The organism is Enterococcus infantis (genome assembly GCF_049166715.1).
GTDB classification, from domain to species: domain Bacteria; phylum Bacillota; class Bacilli; order Lactobacillales; family Enterococcaceae; genus Enterococcus_C; species Enterococcus_C leclercqii.
In genome coordinates this window covers 1-24,776 of the sequence record NZ_JBMHFB010000017.1, presented here as the reverse complement: position 1 = coordinate 24,776, position 24,776 = coordinate 1, and the positions used below count along the sequence as shown (strand labels likewise).

Annotated in this window: 19 protein-coding genes and 1 tRNA gene; 17 read left to right on the top strand and 3 right to left on the bottom strand. The window is 44.6% G+C overall.

The genetic code is table 11. From position 1 onward, the window contains the following. Positions 1 to 442: 442 nt before the first annotated feature. The gene (locus ACOMA8_RS14275; RefSeq protein ID WP_161899373.1) at positions 443 to 1,657 is read left to right on the top strand and encodes an ammonium transporter; all 1,215 of its coding nucleotides are present in this window, start codon (positions 443 to 445) and stop codon (positions 1,655 to 1,657) included. Positions 1,658 to 2,032: 375 nt separating this feature from the next. Further along, a complete protein-coding gene (gene dinB / locus ACOMA8_RS14270) occupies positions 2,033 to 3,202 on the top strand; it encodes a DNA polymerase IV (protein WP_421371636.1) in 1,170 nt (389 codons plus the stop codon). 268 nt (positions 3,203 to 3,470) lie between these two features. Here the strand turns inward: dinB and nrdG are convergent, their stop codons facing one another. Continuing rightward, positions 3,471 to 4,073, bottom strand: coding sequence for an anaerobic ribonucleoside-triphosphate reductase activating protein (gene nrdG / locus ACOMA8_RS14265; protein ID WP_161899375.1), 603 nt, complete (start codon positions 4,071 to 4,073; stop codon positions 3,471 to 3,473). Positions 4,074 to 4,260: 187 nt separating this feature from the next. Beyond that, positions 4,261 to 6,459, bottom strand: a complete 2,199-nt coding sequence (gene nrdD / locus ACOMA8_RS14260; RefSeq protein WP_421371634.1) for an anaerobic ribonucleoside-triphosphate reductase — start codon at positions 6,457 to 6,459, stop codon at positions 4,261 to 4,263. Between the two features lie 467 nt (positions 6,460 to 6,926). Here nrdD and ACOMA8_RS14255 point away from each other — a divergent pair, with 467 nt between their 5' ends. From ACOMA8_RS14255 to ACOMA8_RS14190, 14 genes are all read left to right on the top strand, one after another. Continuing rightward, complete coding sequence (locus ACOMA8_RS14255) at positions 6,927 to 7,694, top strand: ABC transporter ATP-binding protein (RefSeq protein ID WP_161899377.1); 768 nt, start codon at positions 6,927 to 6,929, stop codon at positions 7,692 to 7,694. Beyond that, positions 7,684 to 9,738 carry an FtsX-like permease family protein gene (locus ACOMA8_RS14250; protein ID WP_421371632.1) on the top strand — a complete coding sequence of 685 codons (2,055 nt, stop codon included), beginning with the start codon at positions 7,684 to 7,686 and terminating at the stop codon, positions 9,736 to 9,738. The genes ACOMA8_RS14255 and ACOMA8_RS14250 overlap by 11 nt, the downstream gene beginning before the upstream one ends. Positions 9,739 to 10,199: 461 nt before the next feature. Then, positions 10,200 to 10,349: a teichoic acid D-Ala incorporation-associated protein DltX gene (locus ACOMA8_RS14245; protein ID WP_161899379.1), complete on the top strand. Its 150-nt coding sequence runs from the start codon at positions 10,200 to 10,202 to the stop codon at positions 10,347 to 10,349. Between the two features lie 15 nt (positions 10,350 to 10,364). Continuing rightward, positions 10,365 to 11,888, top strand: coding sequence for a D-alanine--poly(phosphoribitol) ligase subunit DltA (dltA, locus tag ACOMA8_RS14240; RefSeq protein WP_421371630.1), 1,524 nt, complete (start codon positions 10,365 to 10,367; stop codon positions 11,886 to 11,888). After that, positions 11,888 to 13,093 carry a D-alanyl-lipoteichoic acid biosynthesis protein DltB gene (dltB, locus tag ACOMA8_RS14235; RefSeq protein WP_161899381.1) on the top strand — a complete coding sequence of 402 codons (1,206 nt, stop codon included), beginning with the start codon at positions 11,888 to 11,890 and terminating at the stop codon, positions 13,091 to 13,093. Before dltA ends, dltB begins: the two co-directional genes overlap by 1 nt. 97 nt (positions 13,094 to 13,190) lie before the next feature. Further along, complete coding sequence (gene dltC, locus ACOMA8_RS14230; protein ID WP_161899382.1) at positions 13,191 to 13,424, top strand: D-alanine--poly(phosphoribitol) ligase subunit DltC; 234 nt, start codon at positions 13,191 to 13,193, stop codon at positions 13,422 to 13,424. A 2-nt stretch (positions 13,425 to 13,426) separates the two neighbouring features. Then, positions 13,427 to 14,698, top strand: a complete 1,272-nt coding sequence (dltD, locus tag ACOMA8_RS14225; protein WP_421371627.1) for a D-alanyl-lipoteichoic acid biosynthesis protein DltD — start codon at positions 13,427 to 13,429, stop codon at positions 14,696 to 14,698. An 832-nt stretch (positions 14,699 to 15,530) separates the two neighbouring features. Continuing rightward, on the top strand, positions 15,531 to 16,616 hold the full coding sequence (locus ACOMA8_RS14220) for a M42 family metallopeptidase (protein ID WP_161899384.1): 1,086 nt from the start codon (positions 15,531 to 15,533) through the stop codon (positions 16,614 to 16,616). Between the two features lie 144 nt (positions 16,617 to 16,760). Continuing rightward, on the top strand, positions 16,761 to 17,501 hold the full coding sequence (locus tag ACOMA8_RS14215; RefSeq protein ID WP_421371625.1) for an MBL fold metallo-hydrolase: 741 nt from the start codon (positions 16,761 to 16,763) through the stop codon (positions 17,499 to 17,501). 92 nt (positions 17,502 to 17,593) lie between these two features. Next, a complete protein-coding gene (locus ACOMA8_RS14210; protein WP_421371623.1) occupies positions 17,594 to 18,598 on the top strand; it encodes a lipoate--protein ligase in 1,005 nt (334 codons plus the stop codon). Positions 18,599 to 19,236: 638 nt separating this feature from the next. After that, positions 19,237 to 20,181: an AAA family ATPase gene (locus tag ACOMA8_RS14205; protein WP_421371621.1), complete on the top strand. Its 945-nt coding sequence runs from the start codon at positions 19,237 to 19,239 to the stop codon at positions 20,179 to 20,181. Next, a complete protein-coding gene (locus tag ACOMA8_RS14200; RefSeq protein WP_421371620.1) occupies positions 20,178 to 21,218 on the top strand; it encodes a DUF58 domain-containing protein in 1,041 nt (346 codons plus the stop codon). Before ACOMA8_RS14205 ends, ACOMA8_RS14200 begins: the two co-directional genes overlap by 4 nt. After that, positions 21,215 to 23,437, top strand: coding sequence for a transglutaminase TgpA family protein (locus ACOMA8_RS14195; RefSeq protein ID WP_421371618.1), 2,223 nt, complete (start codon positions 21,215 to 21,217; stop codon positions 23,435 to 23,437). The genes ACOMA8_RS14200 and ACOMA8_RS14195 overlap by 4 nt, the downstream gene beginning before the upstream one ends. A gap of 207 nt (positions 23,438 to 23,644) precedes the next feature. Further along, complete coding sequence (locus ACOMA8_RS14190) at positions 23,645 to 24,193, top strand: GNAT family N-acetyltransferase (RefSeq protein ID WP_420022087.1); 549 nt, start codon at positions 23,645 to 23,647, stop codon at positions 24,191 to 24,193. Positions 24,194 to 24,198: 5 nt separating this feature from the next. Here the strand turns inward: ACOMA8_RS14190 and ACOMA8_RS14185 are convergent, their stop codons facing one another. Next, positions 24,199 to 24,384, bottom strand: a complete 186-nt coding sequence (locus ACOMA8_RS14185; RefSeq protein ID WP_161899391.1) for a hypothetical protein — start codon at positions 24,382 to 24,384, stop codon at positions 24,199 to 24,201. A 236-nt stretch (positions 24,385 to 24,620) separates the two neighbouring features. On the opposite strand from ACOMA8_RS14185, the gene ACOMA8_RS14180 reads away from it, so the two are divergent. Next, positions 24,621 to 24,692, top strand: a tRNA-Glu gene (locus tag ACOMA8_RS14180). The last annotated feature ends 84 nt before the right edge of the window (positions 24,693 to 24,776 follow it).

Here is a 24,776-nt window from a genome sequence, read left to right as displayed (position 1 = left end):
TCAACGTACCCATACTCACCGTGTTGAAATGATTCAACTACTTTTCTCTTGAAAGCATCGTCATACTTTGCCATAGAAAAAGCCCCCCTAAATTAGATTGTTGGTCTAACTTAGGGGGCGCGCTACAATTGGGACAGCATTGCTTTTTTGATTTGACAGGCCTTTAAAGGGAGACTGTTTGAGACTCAATTCTAGCCGGTTAGCTGTGAATTTAGTAAATCTGAGGTGAACGGTGACTGCATGTAATAAAATCTCACATAAAAAGCGATAAAAATTCAGAAAATTTCATTAATTTGCGAAAATCACTGGAAACCGCCGAAAACCAGTGTTATGATTTCTCACATAGTAATTCAAAAGATGACTGGACACCATCTTTTGCTGACTTGTGTGCACCAAGTCACTGTTACAAAGGGCAGATTAAGGAAATTGAGGAGGAGATTTTATGGACACAGGAAATATTGGATTTATCATCGTTTGTACGGGATTGGTGTTTATTATGACGCCGGCGCTGGCTTTTTTCTATGGGGGCTTGGCACGACAAAAAAATATCTTAAATACCATGATGATGGTGATTGCCGTCATGGGTTTGGCTTCGATTTTGTGGATAGTAGCCGGCTATAGTCTGGCTTTCAGTGGAGAAAATTCCTTCGTTGGTAACTTGGATAAAGTCTTTTTCAAAGGTGTCGAAACGACGGCTGTTAACGGCTTACCAGAGGGATTGTTTGCGGCTTTTCAGATGATGTTTGTTTTGATTACAGCAGCGATTTTGACAGGTGCGGTAGCTGGTAGGATGCGTTTTTCTGCAATCTTAGTCTTTTTAACGGCTTGGATTCTGTTGGTTTATGCACCAATTGCCCATATGGTTTGGGGCCACGGTTTTTTGGAAGAAATCGGTTCAATTGACTTTGCTGGCGGAAATGTGGTGCATATCAGCTCCGGAATCTCAGGCTTAGTATTGGCGGCAGTGCTGGGAAAACGTCACCGGCAAAAAGGTGAAGCATTTGCTCCTCACAATATCCCCTTTGTTGTTTTGGGGACTGGGCTTTTATGGTTAGGCTGGTTTGGCTTCAATGCCGGTTCGGCGCTAGCTGCTGACGGTACAGCAATCCACGCACTTTTAACTACAAATACAGCAGCGGCGGCAGGGATGCTTTCTTGGATGGGAATCGAGTGGGCGGTAAAAGGCAAGCCTTCTATCGTCGGTACCTGTACCGGTGCGATTGTTGGACTGGTCGCCATTACACCGGGAGCAGGATTTGTTTCTATCGGTGCGGCGTTGGTCTTTGGTTTGTTGGTTTCGCCAGTTTGTTTCTTTGGAATCCAGCTGGTCAAAGATAAGCTGGGCTTGGACGATGCGCTGGATGCTTTCGGATGTCATGGCTTGGGCGGCATTTTTGGCGGTATCATGACGGGGATTTTTGCCGATCCGTCAATTGGCGGCAAGACCGGCTTGCTTTTCGGTGAAACAACCCTCTTTATTGCCCAGATTCTCAGCATTTTATTTACCTTAGCTTTTGCCGGTGGCGCCAGTTGGGTGATTATTTCAGTCATCAAAAGAGTCATGCCGATTCGAGTGAGTACGGCCGAAGAAGTCGCTGGTTTGGATAATGTTCTCCATGACGAAAAAGCTTATAACACAACGCTGGGATTGGAATAAAAGTAAATACCTGAATCTTTTTAACGCGGGACTCCCTATTGTTCTATACAGAACGTTTTTGCCAAATAGTGTGTCAATCTCTGAAAAAAGAGCGGGACTATCCTTATATGGAGAAGGGAACGGCGTGGACTTTGTCAGATAAAGTCAGGGTTAGTTGTTGTTTGAAATTTTTAACAAGGAGAAGACGAGTCACTTCTGTTTTTTTAACGGAAGTGACTTATTTTTGTGCTTTGTTTTTGACAGTGCTCACTCTAAAAGGCGGGGAAACGACGATTATCAGGCTATCTTTGTGGATTGTACAGGAACGTTCGTTCGGTTATAATGGAGAGAAAAGAAGGGTAAAGCGACAATCAGGTTTATGTCAGGAGGTGCCAGATGAGCGGATTGCAGTTTCCTTTAAAAAATGATACGTCTCGTAAGATCATTCATATCGATATGGATGCTTTTTTTGCATCGGTGGAGGAGCGGGACAATCCGGAGCTGGCGAAGCATCCATTGGTCATCGCCCGTCATCCTAGCGATACTGGCGGACGGGGGGTAGTGACCACTGCCAATTATCTGGCTCGCCAATATGGCATTCATTCAGCGATGAGTGCTCAAAAGGCATATGAGCTGTGTCCTCAAGCAGTTTTTATTCCGGGAAACCATGAGAAATATCGAGAAATCTCTCGTCAGGTGAGGGCGGTTTTTCACCGCTACACGGATATCATTGAGCCGGTTTCGATCGATGAAGCTTATTTGGACGTGACAGTCAATAAAATGCAAATTCAATCTGCGGTCAAAATCGCCCGTATGATCCAACGAGATATCTGGAATGAGGTTCACCTGACTTGTTCAGCGGGAGTCAGCTACAATAAGTTTCTCGCCAAGCTGGCTTCGGATTATCAAAAACCTCGGGGCCTGACATTGGTGGCCCCTGATGAGGCAGAGGAATTTCTGAGGGTTTTACCGGTAGAAAAATTTCACGGAATCGGCAAAAAAACGGTGCCAAAGATGCATGAATTAGGGATTTTTACTGGGGCAGATTTGTATGAGGTCAGCGAAATGGAGCTGATTCGGCTTTTTGGTAAAATGGGCTATTCCCTATTTCGAAAGGTCCGAGGTATCCACGATTCTCCCGTCAATGTCACTCGCGATCGGAAATCTGTTGGGAAAGAACATACCTATGGCAATCCGCTGTCAACAGAAAATGAGGTCTTGGGCCAGCTGCGGCAGTTAGCAGAACAAGTCGCATTGGCGTTGAAAAAAGAAAGCAAGCATGGTCAAACGATCGTCTTAAAAGTCCGGTATGCTGACTATACCACCATCACGAAACGACATACTCTCAATCGCTACATTTCTGATAAAGAAGCGATTTTTTCAGAAGCCAGCTTGATCTTTGAAGAGATTCTGGGAGTAGAAAATGGTATCCGGCTTTTAGGCATTACCGTCACCAATCTCGATCCGGTAACCTACGAAAATATTCTCTTACCTTTGTGGCAAAATGACGCTACGTCCGATAAGTCTCAAGCAGGCGCCGACGACAAAAAGGATTCAGAGCTATAAGTAACTTTCAAATAAAAGAAATTGCAGGGGCGAGTCGATTTAAGTGAGAACTGCTTTTTAGTCTGCCCTTAAAATAGTTAACAATAAAAAGCAAAAAGCCAAGTCGCTTCCACTGTTTTTCAATGGAAATGACTTGGCTTTTCGTTGTGGCTCGCGTTTGGTAGTGTTTGCCTCGTAAGTAGTTCATAGGAGGCTTGTTTGCCAGTTTAAGGAAACTTTCATAGCGCCACTTTAGAGTGAAGTTTCAGTTTTTTTATTGCCGAGGGAGTTAGATGAGATCTTTTTTGCGAATCTGTTCGTAGCTTTCGGCGGCGTCTTTGCATTTATCCCAAATAATGGCTCGACCGGCAGCTAATGAGCGGGGCACATCAATGATCCGCTGATTGCTGCTGCCGCGAAACTGCAAATTCAAGTTGCGTTTGCTCAGTTCAAAGCGGCCGTCCACTAAGATATCAATGCTATGAAGCAATTCTAATTTGTCAGGAGTCTCCAGAAGCAACTCTTCAAAAGTATAGCCGCTCCAACTCCAAATATCTTTTGTATCACCGAATGTTTCCTTGACTCGACGAACGACTTGCAGACAGACGGCTGTATTCAAAAAAGGTTCGCCGCCTAAAAGCGTCAGTCCTTGTACGTAGTCATGAGCCAGATCGGTGAGAATTGTTTCTTCAAGTTCCGGGGTAAAAGGCGTGCCGTAGCGGAAATTCTGGACGGCTTTATTGAAGCAGCCCTCACAGGCAAAAAGACAACCGGAGACGTACAGACTGTTTCGAACGCCTTCTCCATCAACAAAGTTAAAGGGTTTGTAATCGGCGATATGGTGTTGGCTGTAGTTTTCTGACAGCCATTCTTGTGGTTTGGGATTGCGCATGACAAGACTTCTTTCTATAGGGAATCTGTAAAACTCTATGAAACAGTAGGAATAAGAATAACCGAGAAACAAGTCGAACAGCTGCCTTTTCTAAAATTCAGAGGGCTGTCGTCAACGTGTTCCTCGGATAGTCGTTTCTGCCAAAGTTAGAGAATGACTCCTGTGTTTTGGCAATTGTCAGTGGTGATTACTTCATGTGTTTGACGCGAGAAGAAATTTCTTTGTGACGGCCGTGGACCATTGGACGAGCTTGCGGATTGCCAAGATAGCCGCAAGTCCGTTTTACAACGTCACAAGTTTTTGGATCATGGTTGTGACATTGAGGGCATTCGAACCCTTTTTCAGTCGGTGTGAAATCCCCTTCAAACCCGCATTCGTAGCAGTGATCAATTGGTGTGTTGGTACCCAAGTAGCCCACCTTATCGTAAGAGTAATCCCAGACAGCTTCCAAAGCTTTCGGATTTTGCTGCAGCATTGGGTATTCACAATAATGGATAAAACCACCGGAACAGTATTTCGGATAATCTTTTTCAAAGTCCAGTTTTTCAAATGGTGTCGGATTTTTGCGGACATCATAATGGAAACTGTTGGTGTAGTAATCTTTGTCGGTGATATTTTCAACTTTACCGAATTTTTCGGTATCCAAACGACAGAAACGATCCGTCAAGCTTTCAGAAGGGGTGCAGTAGACGCTGAAGTGATAGCCATATTCGTTGCCCCAAGCATCCGCATGAGCTTTCAGTTCTTTGATAATCGACAAGGTGAAGTCTTTAGCTGTCGCGTCCTGCTCCCAATCACCACCGTAAAATGCAGAGGCAACTTCGTACAAACCGATGTAGCCTAATGAGACTGTCGCACGTTTGTTTTTAAAGAGTTCATTGACATTGTCCCCACGGTTTAGTCGTTTACCAAAGGCACCGTACATGTACAAAATTGGCGCGTTTGCCGGTGTTGCTTCTTTACAACGCTCAACTCGATAGACCATTGCATCTTTGACAATTTCCAAGCGTTCTTCCAAAATCTGCCAGAATTTATCCAAATCTCCGGCAGCTTCCATAGCGATACGAGGTAAATTCAAGGTCACGACTCCCAAATTCATCCGGCCGACATTGACTTCTTGACCCTGTTCGTCTTTCCAGCCTTGTAAGAAGGAGCGGCAACCCATCGGCACTTTAAAGCTGCCTGTGAGTTCTACCAGCTTGTCATAATTCAAAATATCCGGATACATCCGTTTAGTGGCACATTCTAAAGCCAACTGTTTGATGTCGTAGTTGGGATCAGTTGGGGCATAATTGACGCCTTTTTTAATGGAAAAGATTAGTTTCGGAAAAATCGCTGTACGACGTTCGCTCCCCAGACCGTTGATACGAATCTGTAAGATCGCCCGTTGGATTTCCCGTTCAAACCAAGTGGTCCCCAGACCAAAACCCAGTGACGTAAATGGCGTCTGACCGTTAGAGGTAAAGAGGGTATTAATTTCATATTCCAAACTCTGCATGGCATCGTAAATGTCTTTGCGAGTCTTTTCTTTGGCGTATTCTTGCCGTTTTTGCGGTGATTCAATCCAACGATCGGCATCGTTCAGGTGCTTTTGATAGTTCAATTCAGCAAAAGGTGCTAACAGCTCATCAGTACGGTCAGCCGAGCAACCACCGTATTGGCTGGAAGCAACGTTAGCGATAATTTGTGAGATTTGTGCAGTGGCCGTCTGAATTGATTTTGGTGATTCCACTTCTGCATTGCCAATTTTGAAGCCGTTGTTCAACATCCCTTTGAAGTCAATCAGACAGCAGTTGGTCATTGGTGTGTAAGGATGATAATCGAGATCGTGGTAGTGGATGTCACCTTTTTGATGAGCATTTGCTACATGAGGCGGCAACATTTTCAACCCAATCGACTTGCCGACAATACCGGCAGTTAAATCCCGCTGTGTATTGAAAACATCAGAATCTTTGTTGGCATTTTCATTGACGACAGTCCGGTCTTTATTGATGAGTTTACCGATGGTGAAGTTGATGTCAGTGGCTTTGCTTCTGGAAAAATCGCGACGGGTGCGGTAATTGATATAAGATTCAGCCAACTCATATTCATTTTTTTCTAACAGAATATGCTCCACCACGTTTTGAATCTCATAAATTTTGACATTTTCTGTAAAACGTTCGGCAATCTCAGAATCTACCCGCTCGACGATCTCTAAAATCCGATCGTGATCCAGGGGGGACAGGGCTTGATAATTGACAGCTTCACGTTTGGCTTTCACCAGGGCATCATAGATCTTCTGGTCATCAAAATCGACCAGACGACCGTCACGCTTAATAATCTTCATTTCACGAAGACGGGGATGAGAACCAAAAGCAGCGACGTTCTCGCGTTTTATTTCCATCATAGGGCATACACTCCTCTTCTGATCAACAAGTTGCGGCTGTAAAATCAGGCTTCTTGTTTTTCTTCACGTCCTATCATAGCGAAAAAAGTACAAACAGGCAACCTATATATAGTACTAAATTTAACTGTAAGGCGTTGGAAAACACTAGATATTGTGTTTGGGCTTCTTGAAAAAAGAATGAAAGCACAAGGGGACAAGGTTTCAACCCCCTCGGCTTTTTATAAAAAAATCATGTAAGAAAAAAACTGTTTTTTGTTTAGCAAAAAAATCCAGTTGGAAAAATTTACCCCAGAACAAACAATCAGTGGCCTAATCTGTCACTTCTTGTAGGAAACTTCTAGACTGTACTATATAGAAGAAAACCGTCACTTTGTGGAGTGCAACTGCCGGTAAAGTTGTCGATTTTCTGAATTCTTGATAGTATGAAGCAAAGATCGCCAGAGGTTCGGTGGCGGAAAGGAGCAGTTATGAAAAAAATCATCGATGTCAAACACCTTAGCAAAACCTATGGCAATCGCTTCAATGAGACCAAAGTTTTGGACAATTTATCTTTTAGTGTAGACGAAGGAGAATTCGTGGGCATCATGGGTCCCAGTGGTGCCGGGAAAACTACGTTGATGAATATACTGGCCTCTATCGCGTTGCCGACATTTGGAACAGTGGAAGTTGCCGGTAAAGATGTGACCAAAATGGGGGAAAATCAGTTGAGTGATTTTCGACGGCAAGATCTGGGATTTATTTTCCAGGAGTTCAATTTATTGGACACACTGACTGCCAGAGACAACATCATCTTACCCATGGCTATTGACAAGCTGCCGGTGAAAGAGATTGATACGCGCCTTGCCCACGCAGCGGAACTGTTAGGAATCAGCCACTTGTTGGAACGCTATCCGGCAGAATTGTCAGTGGGGCAGCGGCAACGAGTGGCAGCGGCGCGAGCAATCGTGGTTCGACCAAAAGTCATTTTTGCCGATGAGCCTACCGGGGCGCTGGATTCAAAATCAGCTACCGAATTGCTGCATTATTTGGCCACTGTCAATCAGGAAGAGGATGTCACCATTTTAATGGTGACTCACGATCCTTATACCGCCAGTTATTGCAACCGTATTTTATTCATCAAAGATGGGGTGTTTTTCTCCGAAATCGTCAAACGAGGCAGTCGCAAAGAATTTTTCAATCGGGTGATCGATATGCAAGCGACGATTGGCGGAGGGGGTAAGCGTCATGCTTACTAAGATCTCTTGGCGCAGTTTTTTGCGCCAGTATCGGGATTATAGTATCTATTTTATCTGTATGATGCTCGCAGTAATGATCTATTATTCCTTTGGGGCGATGACCAATGACCAACCGCTGGTGCAACGTGCCCAACCGGACATCCAGATATCCTATGTATTGAGCTTGGGCAATCTGTTTATGCTGCTGATACTCGCAGGATTTATGCTGAGTGCCAATCGTTTTTTTGTCGTTAAGCGTTACCGGGAAGTCGGCTTGTATCAGCTTTTTGGTTTGCGCAAGAGCCGCATTATCATGCAGTTTGTGATTGAGAACTTCATAATGAATACGCTGGCTTTTGTTTCTGGAATTGTGATGGGAATTATTTTTTCAAAATTTTTCTCCATGATTTTGATTAAAGCGATGGATTTAGAGCTGGCTAGTCATTTTTTCATCTCGTTGCGGTCAATTTATGCGACGATGATCGTCTTTTTTTGGATCTCGCTGGTGATTGCCGGGCAAAACGCTTGGTTAATTTATCGCCATCAGCTAATCAATCTGTTTGAAGCCAAATCTCAGAACACAATTCGCAAAATGCCGGCAACCCTTTGGACCGGAATCTTTGGTGGAATGGGCCTGTTTTTTTTGGTAGGAGGCTACTGGCTGTCATTTTTCAGCCGTGAGTATATGATTCATTACATCTCGGCTACGGGAAGCTACGGCATTGTCTTCTGGTTGCCCTTTTTGGTGTTGGTGCTGTGTATTATTGGCACCTACCTGTTTTACCGTTTTACATTGAAGGCATTGTTTGAATGTCTGCGGCGATTGCGACGACGGTCGTATCAGTACCTGCGTTTTTATGCGTATGGTAGCGGGCGCTTTCAGATGCTGAACAATTGGCGCTCGTTGGCTTTTGCAACGTTAGCGACGGCTGCGGCGATTACAGTGATCGCTGGGGCAATTTCAGTCATTAGCATTCGCTCCCAGATTTTGTTCAATAGCAACCCTACTGATTTTCAGATCAGAGGAGAGGAGAACAAAAAACTGGAACAAGAGATCAAAGCAGTAGGCGGTGAAGTCACCGAGGAGACCCAACTGCATTTCAAGGTAACGGTGGCCCATATGACTCGCCGCTTTCTCCATAATGATGAGAGTCAACAAGAACAACTCTACGATCTTTTAACAGAAGAAGAATATGCCGCTTTTTCAAAGCAACACAAAGAGTTGCCGGAGATTCATTTGAACACTGGGCAAGAAGCTGTCTTATTTGACTATGAGTATAATATTTTTCGTAATTTAACAACCGTTGACCGCAAGTTCATACTTCCTAATGGACAAGCGGTACAAGTCAATAAGATCTATCCGGATTATCTGGGGGATTCGAATATGCGCTATGGTGCTGGTGTGTTGGTAGTGAAACAGTCTGTCTATGAAAAGGCGAATGGTATCATTTATCCGGTGGCAATGATTGATGCCAAAATGCCATCAGACCGTAGCTGGTCACAAAAGTTGGGAGATCGCATGACCACCGAATGGGGGGACGAGATTCGCTACAACTATCAGTATACTACAGGACATTTGTCAGCTGAATTCACTAAGGAGAAAATAGAAGATTCAACTGCAGACACCACTTCTTTTAGTTACAATCGGCTGAATTTTACTAGCCGTTATAAAGAACTGCGGCGGTTTCGACGAGAATCCGGGATTTTTGTCTATGTTGCTATTTTTATCGGTGTGACTGTCTCGGTAACCACTGCCGGTATCATGATGTTGCGGCAGTTTTCTCAAATGAGTAACGAGCGTGAGAACTTCCAACTGTTGAAAAAATTAGGTATATCCCGTGGCTCCATTCGCAGTCTGATCTATCGCCAGCTGTCTTGGGTCTTTTTACCGCCGGTGTTGCTGATTACGGGACATTCATGCTTTGCGATTCACCTGTGGGCACAATTCATCCACAGTGACGCTTATTGGCTGGCCTACCTTTTCTGTTTGGTTATGGCGTTATTGTATGTGATTGCCTATCTGATTACGGCTCATTTTTATATTCGTTCTGTTGAAAGCCAATAATTCTGCTAAGGGATGGAGTGGGGACAATCGTTGAGTCACCGTCCTACGAACCGAATCATGCCAAATGTGAGAGGCAAGCAAAAGCCGACGATCTTCCATTAAAATCATTGGAGGATCGTCGGCTTTTGCTTGCTGTAAATTTCAAATGCTGGCTATAAAAATAAATTTAAGGAAAACTCAGGAAATAATCCGGGCTTTTCGGAATGTGACGAAAGTGTTAGGGAGAAAGCGCTTGTTGATAGGGGCAATCACTGTTCATTTTTTTGGAGAGCCTCTAGAATGGACTAGAAGAATTAGAAAGTGGTCTGTTTTTTCGAACCTTCCCTAAAGACTGTGATCTATAAGCACTTCAAGTGATGTTTAATCGGTCTCAACAATGAACACAGCAGAGTTACTGATGTTCGAGAAGTTGCAGTGAGACCAAAAAAAGGCTTGCTGAAAAAATGCGAGGAGGAAATGACATGAGGCAATGGTTGAACAAGCCCAAGACACTGTATTGGCTGTCTTTTATCGGCAAGACGTTGTTTTATTTTGCGGTGGTCCTCATATTGATTTATCTGTACCATTATCGCAACATCCAAGGTGGTAATTTTATCTATAACGAGTTTTAGAAAGCAGGTGATTAGATGCCAATTACAAGTATTATTGAAGCCATCGACAGCTGGCGCAAGCAAACACCAGAAGCCTTCTGTTACCAAGATGGCACCCTGTCTTATACGTATCGTCAGCTGGGGGATTTCTCAGAAAGATTGGCGGTTCATTTCGATGAGCAACTGGTGCAAGGTGCGCCGATTATGGTATACGGTGATTTAGAATTTGACATGCCAGCGGTCTTTTTGGCAGCCATCCGCTCTGGTCATGGCTATATCCCCATCGAAGCTGACACCCCCAAAGAACGCATCCAGTTGATTCTTGAAGTAGCCCAACCGGCCCTGATTGTCGCCGTCGAAGCTTGGCCGGATATCGAAACGTCAGTGCCTGTGTTGGCAGCAGAACAGTTGCAGGCAATCTTTTCAAAAGCAGTCTCAGAGGCTGCGGTTGCACAGTTGACACCTTTACAACCGGATGAGACTTGTTACATCATCTTTACCTCGGGGACTACAGGGGTGCCTAAGGGAGTGCAAATCAGTCATGAAAATCTGTTGTCCTTTGTAAATTGGGAGCTGCAGGATTTCCCTATCGAAAGCGGCATGCGCTTTATGTGTCAGGCACCGTTTTCCTTTGATTTGTCCGTGATGGATTTGTATCCGGCGTTGTGCTCTGGCGGAACATTGGTACCGATGAAAAAAGCGGTTATCGAAGATTTCAAAGAACTCTTTGTCCGGCTGCCGGAAATGCAGTTGGATGTCTGGGTCTCCACGCCTTCATTCATGGATATTTGCCTGATGGAACAGACCTTTAATGAAAAGACAGTTCCAACGCTGAAGGTCTTTTTATTCTGTGGCGAAGAGTTGACCAAGCAGACGGCCAAGACGTTGTTGGACCGTTTTCCTAACAGTCAGATTTTCAATACCTATGGACCCACAGAGACGACGGTAGCTATTTCAGGTGTTCAGGTAACGCCGGAAATTTTGACAGCCTCTGACCGGATTCCTATCGGGTATGTTAAAACAGACACCCGCGTGGTAATCATGGAAAAAGAGCAAGCGTTGCCTCAAGGAGAAGTCGGTGAGATTGTGATTGCAGGGCCCAGTGTCTCAAAGGGCTACATGAATAATCCTGAAAAAACGGCAGCAGCCTTCTTTGTCTTTGAGGGACAGCCTGCTTACCGAACCGGTGATGCCGGACGTTTAGCAGAAGACGGATTGCTATTGTATGAAGGTAGAATGGACTTTCAAGTGAAGCTCCACGGGTTTCGTATCGAGCTGGAGGACATTGATCACCACCTGACAGAAGTCTCTTATGTTCGTCAAGCCACGGTAGTTCCTAAGTATAAAGAGCATAAGGTGCAACAGCTGGTGGCATTTATTGTCAAAGATCAAGATCCTTTTGACAAAGAATTCCGTTTGACCAAAGCAATCAAAGAAGAACTGGCCACACGAGTGATGCCCTACATGATTCCACAGCGCTTTGTTTATGTGGATCAGCTGCCCCGAACGGCCAACGGTAAGATTGATCGCAAAGGACTGATTCAAGAGGTGAACAGCTGATGTTATTTCCTCATATGATTCCTTATGCTGATCCCACTTATTTTGTAATCCTGGCTGTTGCGCTATTGCCTATGATCGTCGCTTTGTTGTGGAAGGGCAGACGCTTAAACGGCTATCAAGTGCTGTTGACATTGTTCTTCTTGTACATGAGTTTTGGCGGCAAAGACTGGCATCAGGGAGTTGCACTGATTATCTATGTCTTCTTCCAGACACTCTTGGTATGGGGCTATTTCAGGTATCGACAGGAAAAAAACAACAGCAAGGTTTTTTATCTGGCTGTTTTTCTCGCCATCTTGCCATTGGCCATTACGAAAATTACGCCCTTTTTTTCAGGTGGTGTCGCATCGATTCTGGGCTTTTTGGGAATCAGTTACCTGACATTTAAGTCCGTACAGATGATCATGGAAATTAGAGACGGCATGATTAAAGAGTACCATCCGTTTCGCTACATCCAGTTCCTGCTGTTTTTCCCCACGATCTCTTCAGGCCCGATTGATCGTTATCGGCGCTTTGAAAAAGACTTATTGGCAGCACCTGCCCGGGAAAAATACGTTGAGCTGTTGGAAAAAGGCATCCACAATATTTTTCTGGGCTTTTTGTACAAATTCATCATTGGCTACTACTTTGGTTCTGTAATGCTACCGGTGGTTTCTCGGGATGCCTTGAGCCACGGCGGTTTATCCTGGGCGCTAGTGGGCTATATGTATGTTTACAGTATGTACTTGTTCTTCGACTTTGCCGGTTACAGTTTATTCGCTGTCGGAACCAGTAATCTGATGGGCTATGAAACACCGCCAAACTTCAACAAACCATTTTTATCTTGGAACATCAAAGAATTTTGGAATCGTTGGCACATGACCTTGTCCTTTTGGTTTCGGGATTATATCTACATGCGCTTGATGTTCACACTAATCAAAAAGAAAACCTTTAAAAGTCGGGTCGTGGCCTCAAATGTCGGTTACTTTGCCTTGTTTATGATTATGGGTGTCTGGCACGGACTGACTTGGTATTATCTGTTGTATGGGTTTTATCACGCTCTGTTGATCTGTCTGACAGATGCTTGGCTGCGTTTCAAGAAAAAACACAAAGGTTTGCCGTCAAATCGCATAACTCATTGGTTGTCGGTATTTCTGACTTTTCAAGCCGTGTGTTTTAGTTTCTTGATTTTTTCCGGCTTTTTAGACAAGCTGTTTTTCGGCCGCTAATCTGGCAACTATCAGAAAAAAGCCGCCATCATTGTTGAAATATTATTGGAAACACTGTTAGCAATTGGTGCAATCAAATAAAAAAGGAGCAATCATCATGGAAGAGACAATTTTTGACATTTTAGAAGAAATTACAGGGACTGACGAGGTTCGGGAAAATCCTGATGTGAATCTGTTTGACGAAGGGTTGATGGATTCGATGGCAACAGTGCAGCTGTTAGTCGAGATTGACGGCCAATTAGGCGTACAAGTGCCCGTCTCTGAATTTGATCGGACACTGTGGGACACACCAAATAAAATTATTGAACAAGTCAAGAAATTGCAGGCTTAGTTATGAAAAAAAAGTTATTGTCGATTTTCGGGCCCTTGGTGTTGGCTGGCTTGCTGCTTGCGGCATTGTTCTTTTCCCCCTTCAAGATCGATGCCGACAATCCTTCTTTGTGGGCCAAAGCCGCCAGCTCCATGTCTGGTAATGTCTTGCGGGGCAATTCCATCAAAAACAACGCCATCCGTTCAGGAAAATATGTACCGTTTTTTGGATCTTCTGAATTGAGCCGAATCAGTCCATTTCACCCTTCTGTTCTCGCGCAAAAATATCAAAGAAACTATACGCCTTTTCTGCTAGGAGCCCCGGGGACGCAATCTTTGACTCAGTATATGATGATGCAGTCTTTGGGAAGTGATCTGGCAAATAAAAAGATCGTCTTTGTTATTTCTCCTCAGTGGTTTGTCAAAGGTGGCGTGACCAGAGCCTACTTTGATGCGTATTTTTCTGAGTTGCAGACTTATATCTGGGCTTCTGAGATTCAGCAGGTGACGGGGGAGGACCGTTATTTGGCAAAACGCCTGCTAGCTTATGACAAAGTAACCCACGATACGGGTTTGGAAAGCATGCTGCACTTGGTTGCAGAGGGCACGCCGCCTTCTTCACAGCAAAAAGAGCTGGCACAGTTGCATATCAATTTGCTAAACAGAGAAGATGAGCTTTTCAGTGAAGTCGGCTTGACCTCCAAACAACAGAGTATCAACAAAGCGGTTGCCCAACTGCCCAAAAATTATGACCCTGTCACTTTAGATGCATTGGCTAGTCGAATTGGGGCGTCAATGACGAAAAATAATTCTTTTGGGATTTCAGACCAGTTTTATGACAAACGCTTGAAACACCAACTGGAAAAACTAAATGATTCTCAACGTCAACTGGATTATCGTTATTCGGCAGAGTTTTCGGATTTTCAACTGGTGTTGAATCAGTTGGCAGATGTAAACGCCGATGCGTTGTTCATCATCCCGCCGGTCAACGAAAAATGGTCAGATTTCACAGGATTGTCGCAAAAGATGCTGCAGGAATTTGCGCAAAAGATTAAGTTTCAATTGAATGAGCAAGGGTTTCATAACATCGCTGACTTTACTGACCGTGCGGCTGAACCTTATTTTATGGAAGATACGATCCATTTGGGTTGGCGAGGTTGGCTAGCGGCTGACCAAGCCATCGCACCGTTTTTGGCAGACGGGAAGACAAAGAAAACCACGTATCACCTGCAAGATTATTTCTATTCAAAAGAATGGCAGCAACTTTCTCCAGAACAACTTACTGCTGAGAAATGATAAGCCACTGGTTAAATACAACTCTTTTTGTCGCTGACACGTAACAGTCGTCGGGGCCGTGACAATCGTTGAGGCACCGTCCTTTGAACCGTCTTTTGACGCGAACAATACCAAACGTGAGGCCCCAAAGCCGATTATCTTCCATTAAAATCATTGGAAGATAATCGGCTTTTCATTGCTAAAAATTTTAAAAGCTGACTGCCCTTGATTTCATCAAGAGCAGTCAGCCTAATTCACTTTTTCTCTTTATACGTATGGTCATGTTCTTTCTTCGGACTAAGACATCAAGATCGTCACGATTTTTTCTCGTTCATATACTTTTTAATAATTGTGGTTAAACATCCGCTTTTTAGCACTTGAAAATTACTCAGGTCACATTCCCAACGAAAAAAGTATCTGGTTTTGCAACGAGGAAAAAACGAGTCTTTCCGGCGCTTTTGAAGATAGCAAACACGCTACAACTGCCGTAACACGATTGAATTAGCCACAAAGAAGTGCGCTGTATAACCTGCTTTTAAGCAGCTAAATGTGTGAGCTCACAGCAACAGTAAAAGCGGGGGTGTTTTTGTGATGAAAGAAGATAAAAAATAACAAAACGGTTTTTTTCGAAAACGATCTTGTGCATGTTATAATAGCTTTTGATCAAAGGATCGAAGGATTGTCGCTCTTGGTTTTAAAGCCGGAGCATTGAAGGGATGAAAAAAGATTGACACAGACCTTTGGCGATTTTATCGGCTAATGTTGGTAAAGTTGCTCAAAAACGGTAACCCTGTCTATTTTTGCTTTTTCCAACAGCAATCATTCAGTATATTTTTAAAGGAGCAGATAAACAATGCTTGAACAAAAAGACGAACAACTCTTGATCGATCTGACCAGTGCCAGAGGAGTTCCCGGCAATGAAGAAGAAGTGCGAGAAATCTTCAAAGCCTATGCCAAACCTTTTGCCGAAGATATTTTCTTCGACGGCCTGGGCAGTGTGATTGCCAAACATGTGGGAGAAGGCGGCGGTCCGAAGATTTTTATCTCCGGTCATATGGATGAAGTTGGCTTTATGGTCACAAAAATCACTGAAAAAGGGTTTATCGAGTTCCAGACTCTCGGAGGCTGGTGGGGCCAGGTGATGCTGGCTCAACAAGTGGAAATCAAAACACAAGCCGGAAAATTGATTCATGGTGTCATCGGTTCAAAACCACCGCATGTCTTGACGCCTGAAGTCCGCAACAAACCTTACGACATCAAAGATATGTTCATTGATATCGGCGCTTCCTCTGCTGAAGAAGCAAAAGGCTGGGGCATTCGACCTGGAGATATGATTACGCCTTACATCCAATATCAACGTATGAATGACAGTAAATTCTTGCTGGCAAAAGCTTGGGATAATCGTGTCGGCACGGCTGTTTCTTTGCGAGTATTGGAAAATTTGGCTAATGAAGGGCACCCGAACTGCCTGTTTGCTGCAAGTGATGTGATGGAAGAGGTAGGTTTGCGAGGCGCTCGTACCAGTACTCATTTGGTAAATCCAGATATCGCTATTGCATTAGATACCGGAACTGCTGGGGATACGCCAGGTATGAGTCCAAAAGAAGCAGATTCCGTATTAGGGGACGGGCCACAAATTTTGATCTTTGATGCCTCAATGGTTCCTCATAAAAAACTGTTGAATTTTGTAATCAATGTCGCAGAAGAATTGGAAATTCCCTTCCAATACACAGTGATTGCCGGTGGCGGGACAGACGCAGGTCAGATGCATTTGACTCGCGACGGTGTCCCTTCAGTCGCGATTACAGTACCAGTTCGTTATCTGCATTCCCACACCTCTGTAATCCATGAAGATGACTACTTGAACACGGTAAAATTGGTGACAGAAGTTGTCCGTCGCTTGGATGATCAAACAGTCGAAGAATTGCGTAGCTACTAGTTTTAATCTGAATGTAACGATTGACCGGGCCACTGTGCCCGGTCTTTTTTTTGTAACTGCTGTGGTTGGACGAATAGCAGGCTTCAATGATAAAGTGGATGGGAGCCAATCACTGAAAATTCGAATACAGAAAGGTGCGATTAGATGAAATTGACAGTCTTGGGATGTCTTGGAGCATATCCTTATAAAGGACAGGGAACCACAGGATACCTGCTACAGTCGGGAGATTTCAATTTGTTATTGGACTGTGGCAGCACGACTTTGGTCAGATTGGAAGAAATTTTGGATCCGTTGGCGCTAGATGCGGCGATCATCAGCCATTACCATCACGACCATATCGCAGATCTCGGTGTCTTGCAGTATTATTGGCAACTACATCCAAACCGAGAGCCAAAGAAAGTATTACCGATTTATGGTCATACTTTGGACACGGTTCACTTTGAAGAATTGACCTTGCCAAATGTTACAGAAGGCCGGCCCTATTTCGAGACGGAACAGTTGGAATTGGGTCCGTTTTCTGTTACATTTATGAAGACGATACATCCGGTTGTTTGCTATGCCATGCGCTTTGTAGAAAATAGTACAGGTAAAATATTTGTATTCACCGGTGACTCCGGTTACCTGGCAGAATTCTCGGATTTTGCCGCGGAGGCCGATCTGTTTTTGGCGGATACTTATCTGTTTGCCGGTAATGAACACCACAAAGCCCATTTCACTAGTAAAGAAGCCGGTGAGTTTGCCAAAAAAGCGCAAGTGAAACGTCTGGTTTTGACCCATCTGCCCCAGTTTGGCGATTTGAACCAACTGCGCAACGAGGCGATTCAGGCTGCGGGAGAAGAAATTCCTGTGGACTTAGCCGAAGTCAAAGGGGTCTTTGAAATCTGAGATGTTCAGCTCTTTGGCGTAAAAAAGATTCGACAAACTAGCCGAATCGACCGGCAAGTTGTCGTCAAAAATCGAATGAGGAGACGATCTGAATGATTTTTGTACCGAATGAAAATAACGACCCTCGGGTAAACCTGGCTATTGAGCATTTTTTAGTCCATGAAATGCCTTTGGAAGAACCGATTTTACTGTTTTACATTAACGAACCTTCCATTATTATTGGACGTAATCAAAATACGATTGAAGAGATTAACAAAGATTACGTGGAAGAACACGGCATCCATGTTGTGCGACGTCTTTCAGGCGGCGGGGCAGTTTATCATGATTTGGGAAATTTGAATTTCAGTTTCATCATGCCCGACGACGGCAACTCATTTAGAGATTTTGAAAAGCTCACGAAACCGATCGTGGCAGCACTTCATGAAATGGGTGTCGAAGGGGCACAACTCAAGGGCCGCAACGACTTAGTAATCGATGACATGAAGTTTTCTGGCAATGCGATGTACGCTACCAATGGTCGGATGTTTGCTCACGGAACAATCATGTTTGACTCAGATATCAATGAAGTTGTTAATGCATTGAAGGTCAAAAAAGATAAGATTGAATCAAAAGGCATCAAATCCATCCGTTCTCGGGTAACGAATATCAAACCGTTTTTGCCGCAAGACAAACAAAACATGACTACCAAAGAATTTCGCCAGGATATCTTGTTGAAAATCTTTGGTACGGACACTATTGCTGACGTGAAAACCTATGAACTGACAGCTGCCGACTGGGAAAAAATCAATCGTATTTCTGAAGACTTCTACCGTAATTGGGATTGGAACTACGGCAAATCACCAGAATTCGATATCGAAAAGCAACATCGGTTCCCAATCGGTTCCATCGAAATCCGGTTGAATGTGCAGCAAGGTAAAATTACTGATGCCAAGATCTATGGGGACTTTTTCGGACTAGGAGAAGTCAAAGATGTTGAAGCGGCATTGGTGGGCACAAGATATGATAAAGAAGCGCTAAAAGCTGTTATTGATGAAATTGACGTGAAAAAATATTTTGGTAATATTGAAAAAGCAGATCTGTTAGAATTAATCTATTAACTGTCGTCAAGAGACGGTGACCATCGTCTTATCATCCTCCTGTAAAGGAAATAGTAAACGTAAGCCACAAGGAAGAGGCTGACTGTAGTTGAGTCACCGTCCTGTGAAGGAAACAATGCCAAACGTGAGACCCCAAAAGCCGACGATCTTCCATTAAAATCATTGGAAGATCGTCGGCTTTTCATTGCTAAAAATTTCAAACACAGGCTTCCCTTGATTTCATCAAGCAAGGTCAGCGTTATTCACTTCTCTTGACACGTAGGGTAATGTTCTCTTTTCGGACTAAGACATCAAGATAGTCAAAGTTTTCTTCATCCGTATACTTTTTATGAATTGTGGTTAAACATCCGCTGTTTAGCACTTGGAAATTACTTATGTCACATTCCCGTTCCTACGATTAGTCAAGAGAAAACTCACCTTTCACTTGCTTGCACAAGTGAGTTGAGGCACTGACGTTTGTCTAGCAAAGGAATCCGACTATTGTAGATTGTATCGAATTTTAAGCTTGAATGACCTGGAGTGGCTGTCTTTTTCTGGGAAGAGGTATTTTATACGACAAGGGACTTTTGCGTTTGCCCGTCGGAAAGATTCCCGATACAATAGGGAAAAGAAGTTGTCTGTGAAAGTGAGGAAATGGCATGAGAGAAGAACAGTTTCAACAATTGCAGCGCTTGACAAATGAGATTGAAAAGGTGGTCATCGGTAAGCGGGAAGTCATCCAGATGACCTTAACTGCGATGCTGGCTGGTGGACATGTCTTGTTTGAGGATATTCCCGGTGTCGGTAAGACCGTATTGGTTAAAACTTTGGCAAAAGCCATCCAAGGGCAATTTTCCCGCGTGCAGTTTACGCCGGATTTGCAGCCCAGCGATATCTCTGGTGTGTCAATCTACAACGAGCAGAGTGGTCAATTTGAGTTTCGCCCAGGACCAATCTTTACGACGATCCTCTTGGCAGACGAAATCAATCGGACGGCACCGAGAACCCAAGCGGCTTTACTGGAAGCCATGTCTGAAGGTCATGTCACGATTGACAATCACACCTATGCTCTCGATCAAAACTTTTTCGTTTTGGCTACACAAAACCCGATTGAATATGAAGGCACCTTTGCACTACCGGAAGCACAGCTGGATCGTTTCTTATTTCGTTTGGCGATTGGGTATCCTGTGTTGGAAGATGAGCTGCAGTTGATGAATGGTCAACAGGAACGCGCGTTAGCAGACGTGCAGCCAGTCTTAACCACGACGGAGCTGTCTCAACTGAAACAAGCCGTGGATGACGTTTATACCGATGAGCTGGTGACTCGCTATGCGCTGGATTTGGTACGGGCTAGCCGAGTGTTTCCCGGTGTGCGTTTAGGGGTCAGTCCTCGGGGAGGGATCGCCTTTATGAAAGGAGCACGAGCCTATGCTATGATTCAAGGCAGAGATTACGTCACGCCAGAGGATCTGCAAAAAATTTTGCCGGCAGTGTTCAGTCACCGTTTGATCCTTCAAGGCGGCAGTGTTTCACAGGCTCAGACAGCGGAGGTCTTGAGGGGGATAATCCAGCAGGTAGCTGTTCCCGTCAAGAAGAGAAAATGAGACATTTCAAGCAGGGTTTAAAAATTCTGTTGGTGTTGATTGGATTGGGGTTGGCAGCTGCTTATGCAATCATTTTTAACGATACTTCCGGTTGGCTGTTGCTGCTTTTTTATCTGATTTTTGTTTTGGTGAATCTCGTGACGCTCATTTTTCCATTGAATAGGCTGTTTTTTATTGCAGATTCACCGGTCTGGACGACAGTGGGGCAATCTTTTTCCCTAGTCGTTACAGTCAAAAGTCGGAGTGTGTATTGGGCGCCGGGGCTGAGTCTGCAACTGCCGGATTATTCCACCAAAAAGACTTTTGCCAGTTTTTATCACGGGCAGCCTTGGCAGACGGTGTTCGAATTGACTGCAGCCAAGCGGGGAATTTTTCAGAAAACCAGGGTAACCGCAGAAGCAGTCGACTGGTTTGGCTTGTTCACCAAACAGCGGCAGTTCTCTCTTTCACCAGAAATCATCGTTTTACCTGCAAGGGATTCAACTGCTGAACAATGGGCTCTCGAAATCAGCCAAGCGCGACAACGGGCAAGCTTTGGTGAGCGTTCGGCGAACATCAGAAATTTTCGAGAGTATCGTCGTGGCGATCCCTTGAAGCAGATGGACTGGAAACAAAGTGCTCGTCAGCGGGAGTTGATCATTCGCGAGTATGAAGAACACGAGGAGACGCCGACGCTTTTGTTATTCTGGGGAAAGCGTACTAGCACATTTGAACAAGGCTTGAGCCGCTATTACACGTTGCAAAAAGTATTTAAAGGCCAGACGGAGCAATGCTTGGTAACAAAAACAGGGATCGCACCGCTGCAAGACGATCGACAGTTTGCCTTGGCAGCTGGTTTTGAAAAAATACCGGCACTGCCAGCCTTTAAAAATAGACAACTGCTAATCTTTACTACGACGCAAGATCCTGAGTTGAAAGAGCAGGTGCGGAGTTGGCAACGCAACAATCAAGTAGCGGTCTATGATCTTTCCCAAATGACGCCAGTCTTGGTGGAAACTTTTGCAGAAGTACCAGACAAAGGGGGTCAGTTTTCATGATTCAGCGACTCCAAAGAAAAGGTCCTTTTGCTCTTGCGGCGTTTATTGGCTTAACAGCGGTTTTGCAACAATTTTTGACCGTTTATCATTTTGAGGATAAAAGCACTGCCGTCTTGGTAACAGGCGCTGTCTGTTTGTCATTGGCGCTATTGCCCAAGGGCTGGTTACGTCTGCCGGCAGTCTTATTGCTATTTGCATTTGGGGTGTATCGCTATTTTCCGTTAGGTCAATCGGTGGAGCTGGAGTGGCTCGCAGCGATTTGGCGGCAATTGCGTCCATTGATAAACCTGGTCCAGTCAGAAGGCTTCGGCCGAACCCCGTCATTGTTAGCGTTTAGTCTGATTATGGCAGCCTTGGTACTCCTGAGTGTACTGATGATCGAGTATGAGCACTTTCTATTTAGCTACCTGACGATGCTGGCTTATTTATTGATTCTCGTTGTTTTCAATCACTTGGAGCCGTTGCTACAGATCTTTCTTGTGGCTGCTTGCGGCTTGTTTTCTTACGGATTGAAGCAAAATCGCCGCCGGGGACTATCCCATGAAGGCAGCTATATTCTGGTTGCTGTTTTATTGCTCTTTTTGATGGCTGGAATTGCCCAATATCTGCCGGATACTTTTTTGCGAGACCCACTTGCCAAACAGACGGTGGCTGTTCGCAACTATTTTAACGATGTCGGGCTTTACAATTATATTGAGAGCATCGGTGTCGGTAGCAACACCCGCACCGGGTTCAGCGAAGATGACGAAGCGCTGGGAGGAGCTATGGTGGATGATGATACGCTGCTTTTCACCGCTCAACAGCTGCGGCCGCATTATTGGCGAGTAGACAGTAAAGATAACTACACTGGCAAAGGGTGGCAGCGACAGCAGCCGGAAGAAAGCAGTGTCCTTTTGGAAAATCGTTTTACAGTGCAAGCCTCTGATGCGCCATTGTTGAAATATCCCCAGCAACAACGAATCAATTTGGAATTTATGACCCGAAATACCTATCTGCCATTGCCTTACGGGAACACTACAATTGGATTGGTTTCCGGATTTCTCGGGTTTGAATACGCCCAGCTCAATCAGCGAGTGGATTTGATTTTAGAAGAGGCAGAAAAGCAGCAGGTCTATTTAGATACGCAGGAGCCGGATTACAGCGTCGATTCTTTACGTGGTGTTTTGCTGGAGCTGCCTCCAACCGAAAGCGACTATCTGCAATTGCCGGAAGAGTTACCGAAGCGAATTCAGTCGTTGGCTGAGCAAGTCACCAGAGAGCAACGAACGCTCTACGAAAAAGTCACTGCGGTAGAAACGTATTTGAGCACCTCAAAAGACTTTCGTTATTCCAAAGTGGATGCAGTAGCCCCTCTGCCGGATCAAGATTACGTCGACCAGTTTTTGTTTGAGACACGGGTGGGTTACTGTGACAATTTTTCTTCGGCGATGGTGGTGATGCTGCGAACACTGGGCATTCCTGCTCGCTGGGCAAAAGGCTTCAGTCAAGGAGAAGCCCGTCCGAGTTTTGAAGAACAAAAGGTCTATGAAATCAAAAACCTCAACGCTCATTCTTGGCCAGAAGTCTATTTTGCAGGCTATGGCTGGGTTCCTTTTGAACCGACCCCTTCATTTATAAACCCAGATCGACCGGGGGCCGCTTTGGCTGAGGAAGGTACGCAGACAACCCAAATGACAACAGACAGCTCTCTTACGGCCCAAAGCAGTCAAACGTCAGAGACAGCAGAGAGCACAAGTGCTACGACCACTGAAAGCCAGCAACAGCTAGCGACTTCTGCAGGTGAAAAGGCCGACTCAAAAGAAAACAGCAACAGTTCTTGGGGGTACAAGACCGTGCTGCTAATTGCCGGCGGGTTAGCAGCTGTCGCCTTGATTTTCCTTGTTTGGCATCGGCGTCTAAAGTTTGTACTTTTTGTAATCAGTAAGTGCAGCAAGCAGCCTTTTTCAACTGGGTACTTGTATTTATTGAAGGAATGGGAGAAACTGCTTTCTCGGCAACCTTCAGAAGACCTCAAAGAATATGGCCGCCGATTGACAGAGACCTACCCACAGCAGACAACGAAATTTATTGCTTTGACTGAGGATTACGAAGCCCATCTTTACAACAAACAACAGCCACTAGAAAATAGTGGGGCTCTTTTCCAAATAGCCGCACAAGAATTGCAGCAGGCACAAAAAGCGACTGCTGAAAAACAGCGTTCTATACGTAAGAACCGCTAACTGCAAGATACAAAAAAGCTGAATCACAGATTGCATCTCCCAACGATTTTCCTTTAGGCGAACGTTAGATGAAGAAAGCAACTGTTGTTCAGCTTTTTTTCGTATCTTTTTAGATAGTGGACGTCCTTGAGCCATCGAATTTTCGTTTACAAATATTGTAAATTGTGCCAAGATGATAGAAATCACAGAAAGGAATGATGGGACATGATCGAAATCCGTGAAGTTCAGCCGGAAGATGCGGCAGAGCTTTTAGCCATTTATCAACCGTATGTTTTGGAGACACCAATTACTTTCGAGTACGAGGTGCCAACAGTCCCAGAATTTAGAAAACGTATTGTCACCACGTTGTCCCGCTATCCATATCTTGCGGCGCTGCAAGAAGGCCAAATTATCGGTTATGCCTATGCGGGAGTCTACAAGGGACGGACGGCGTATGACTGGAGCTGTGAAGTGACGATTTATTTGAAGCAAGACCGTGCTGCGAAAGGTGTCGGAACACTGCTGTACCAAAAATTGGAACAGATTCTGCAAAAGCAGGGACTGATAAATTTGACAGCGTGTATTACAGAAGGCAACCAGACCAGCGTGGCTTTTCATGAAAAATTCGGGTACCAAACAGTAGGCTGCTTTCCAAAGATTGGCTATAAGTTTTCCCGTTGGTATGACGTTTTGTGGATGCAAAAAGAGCTGCAGCAGCCTGGCGACGACTTGCAGCCCTTTATTCCTTATCCACAATTGACAGATCTTATTTGGTAAAAAACTTAAATTCCCAACAATGAAGCGCCGGCAATGGCAACGGCAACCGCAATCAGTAAAATGCCTAAGTCAAAAAGTTCGTGGCGGAAGGTCCCTTTTCGCAAGTCGCCGGCTGCCGGTGCGGCTACCCAAATTCCGCTAAGAGTAAAAACGATGCCTATTACTAAGCTGATAAGACCAATCGTATTCATGACTTTCCCTGCTTTCTCTACATTTTTTCTTAGTGTAGCAGTTCTTTTGCAAAAGACGGCATGCTTTAGCTGACAGCTTGCGAACAGTTTTGTAAGGTTCCAAGAGTAAAGCAACCATGACCGCAGCAACAAGAAAGATTTAGGGAAGGGAAGGTGGATTCCTGCAAGTCGTTTCTTTTTACATTTTAAATAAAAGTGCTATGATAACTATGTTGACCGAGGAAATCGGCGGACATGACCTGTTAGTCAAGGGGTTAAGACGCCACGTTCTCAGCGTGGAGGCACGGGTTCGAATCCCGTACAGGCTATAACATTAGAAAAGGTTGATAGAACAGGCTTAGCAGCTCGTCTATCAACCTTTTTTCTTTTGCCTAAAAATAGCTGTTTGGGCA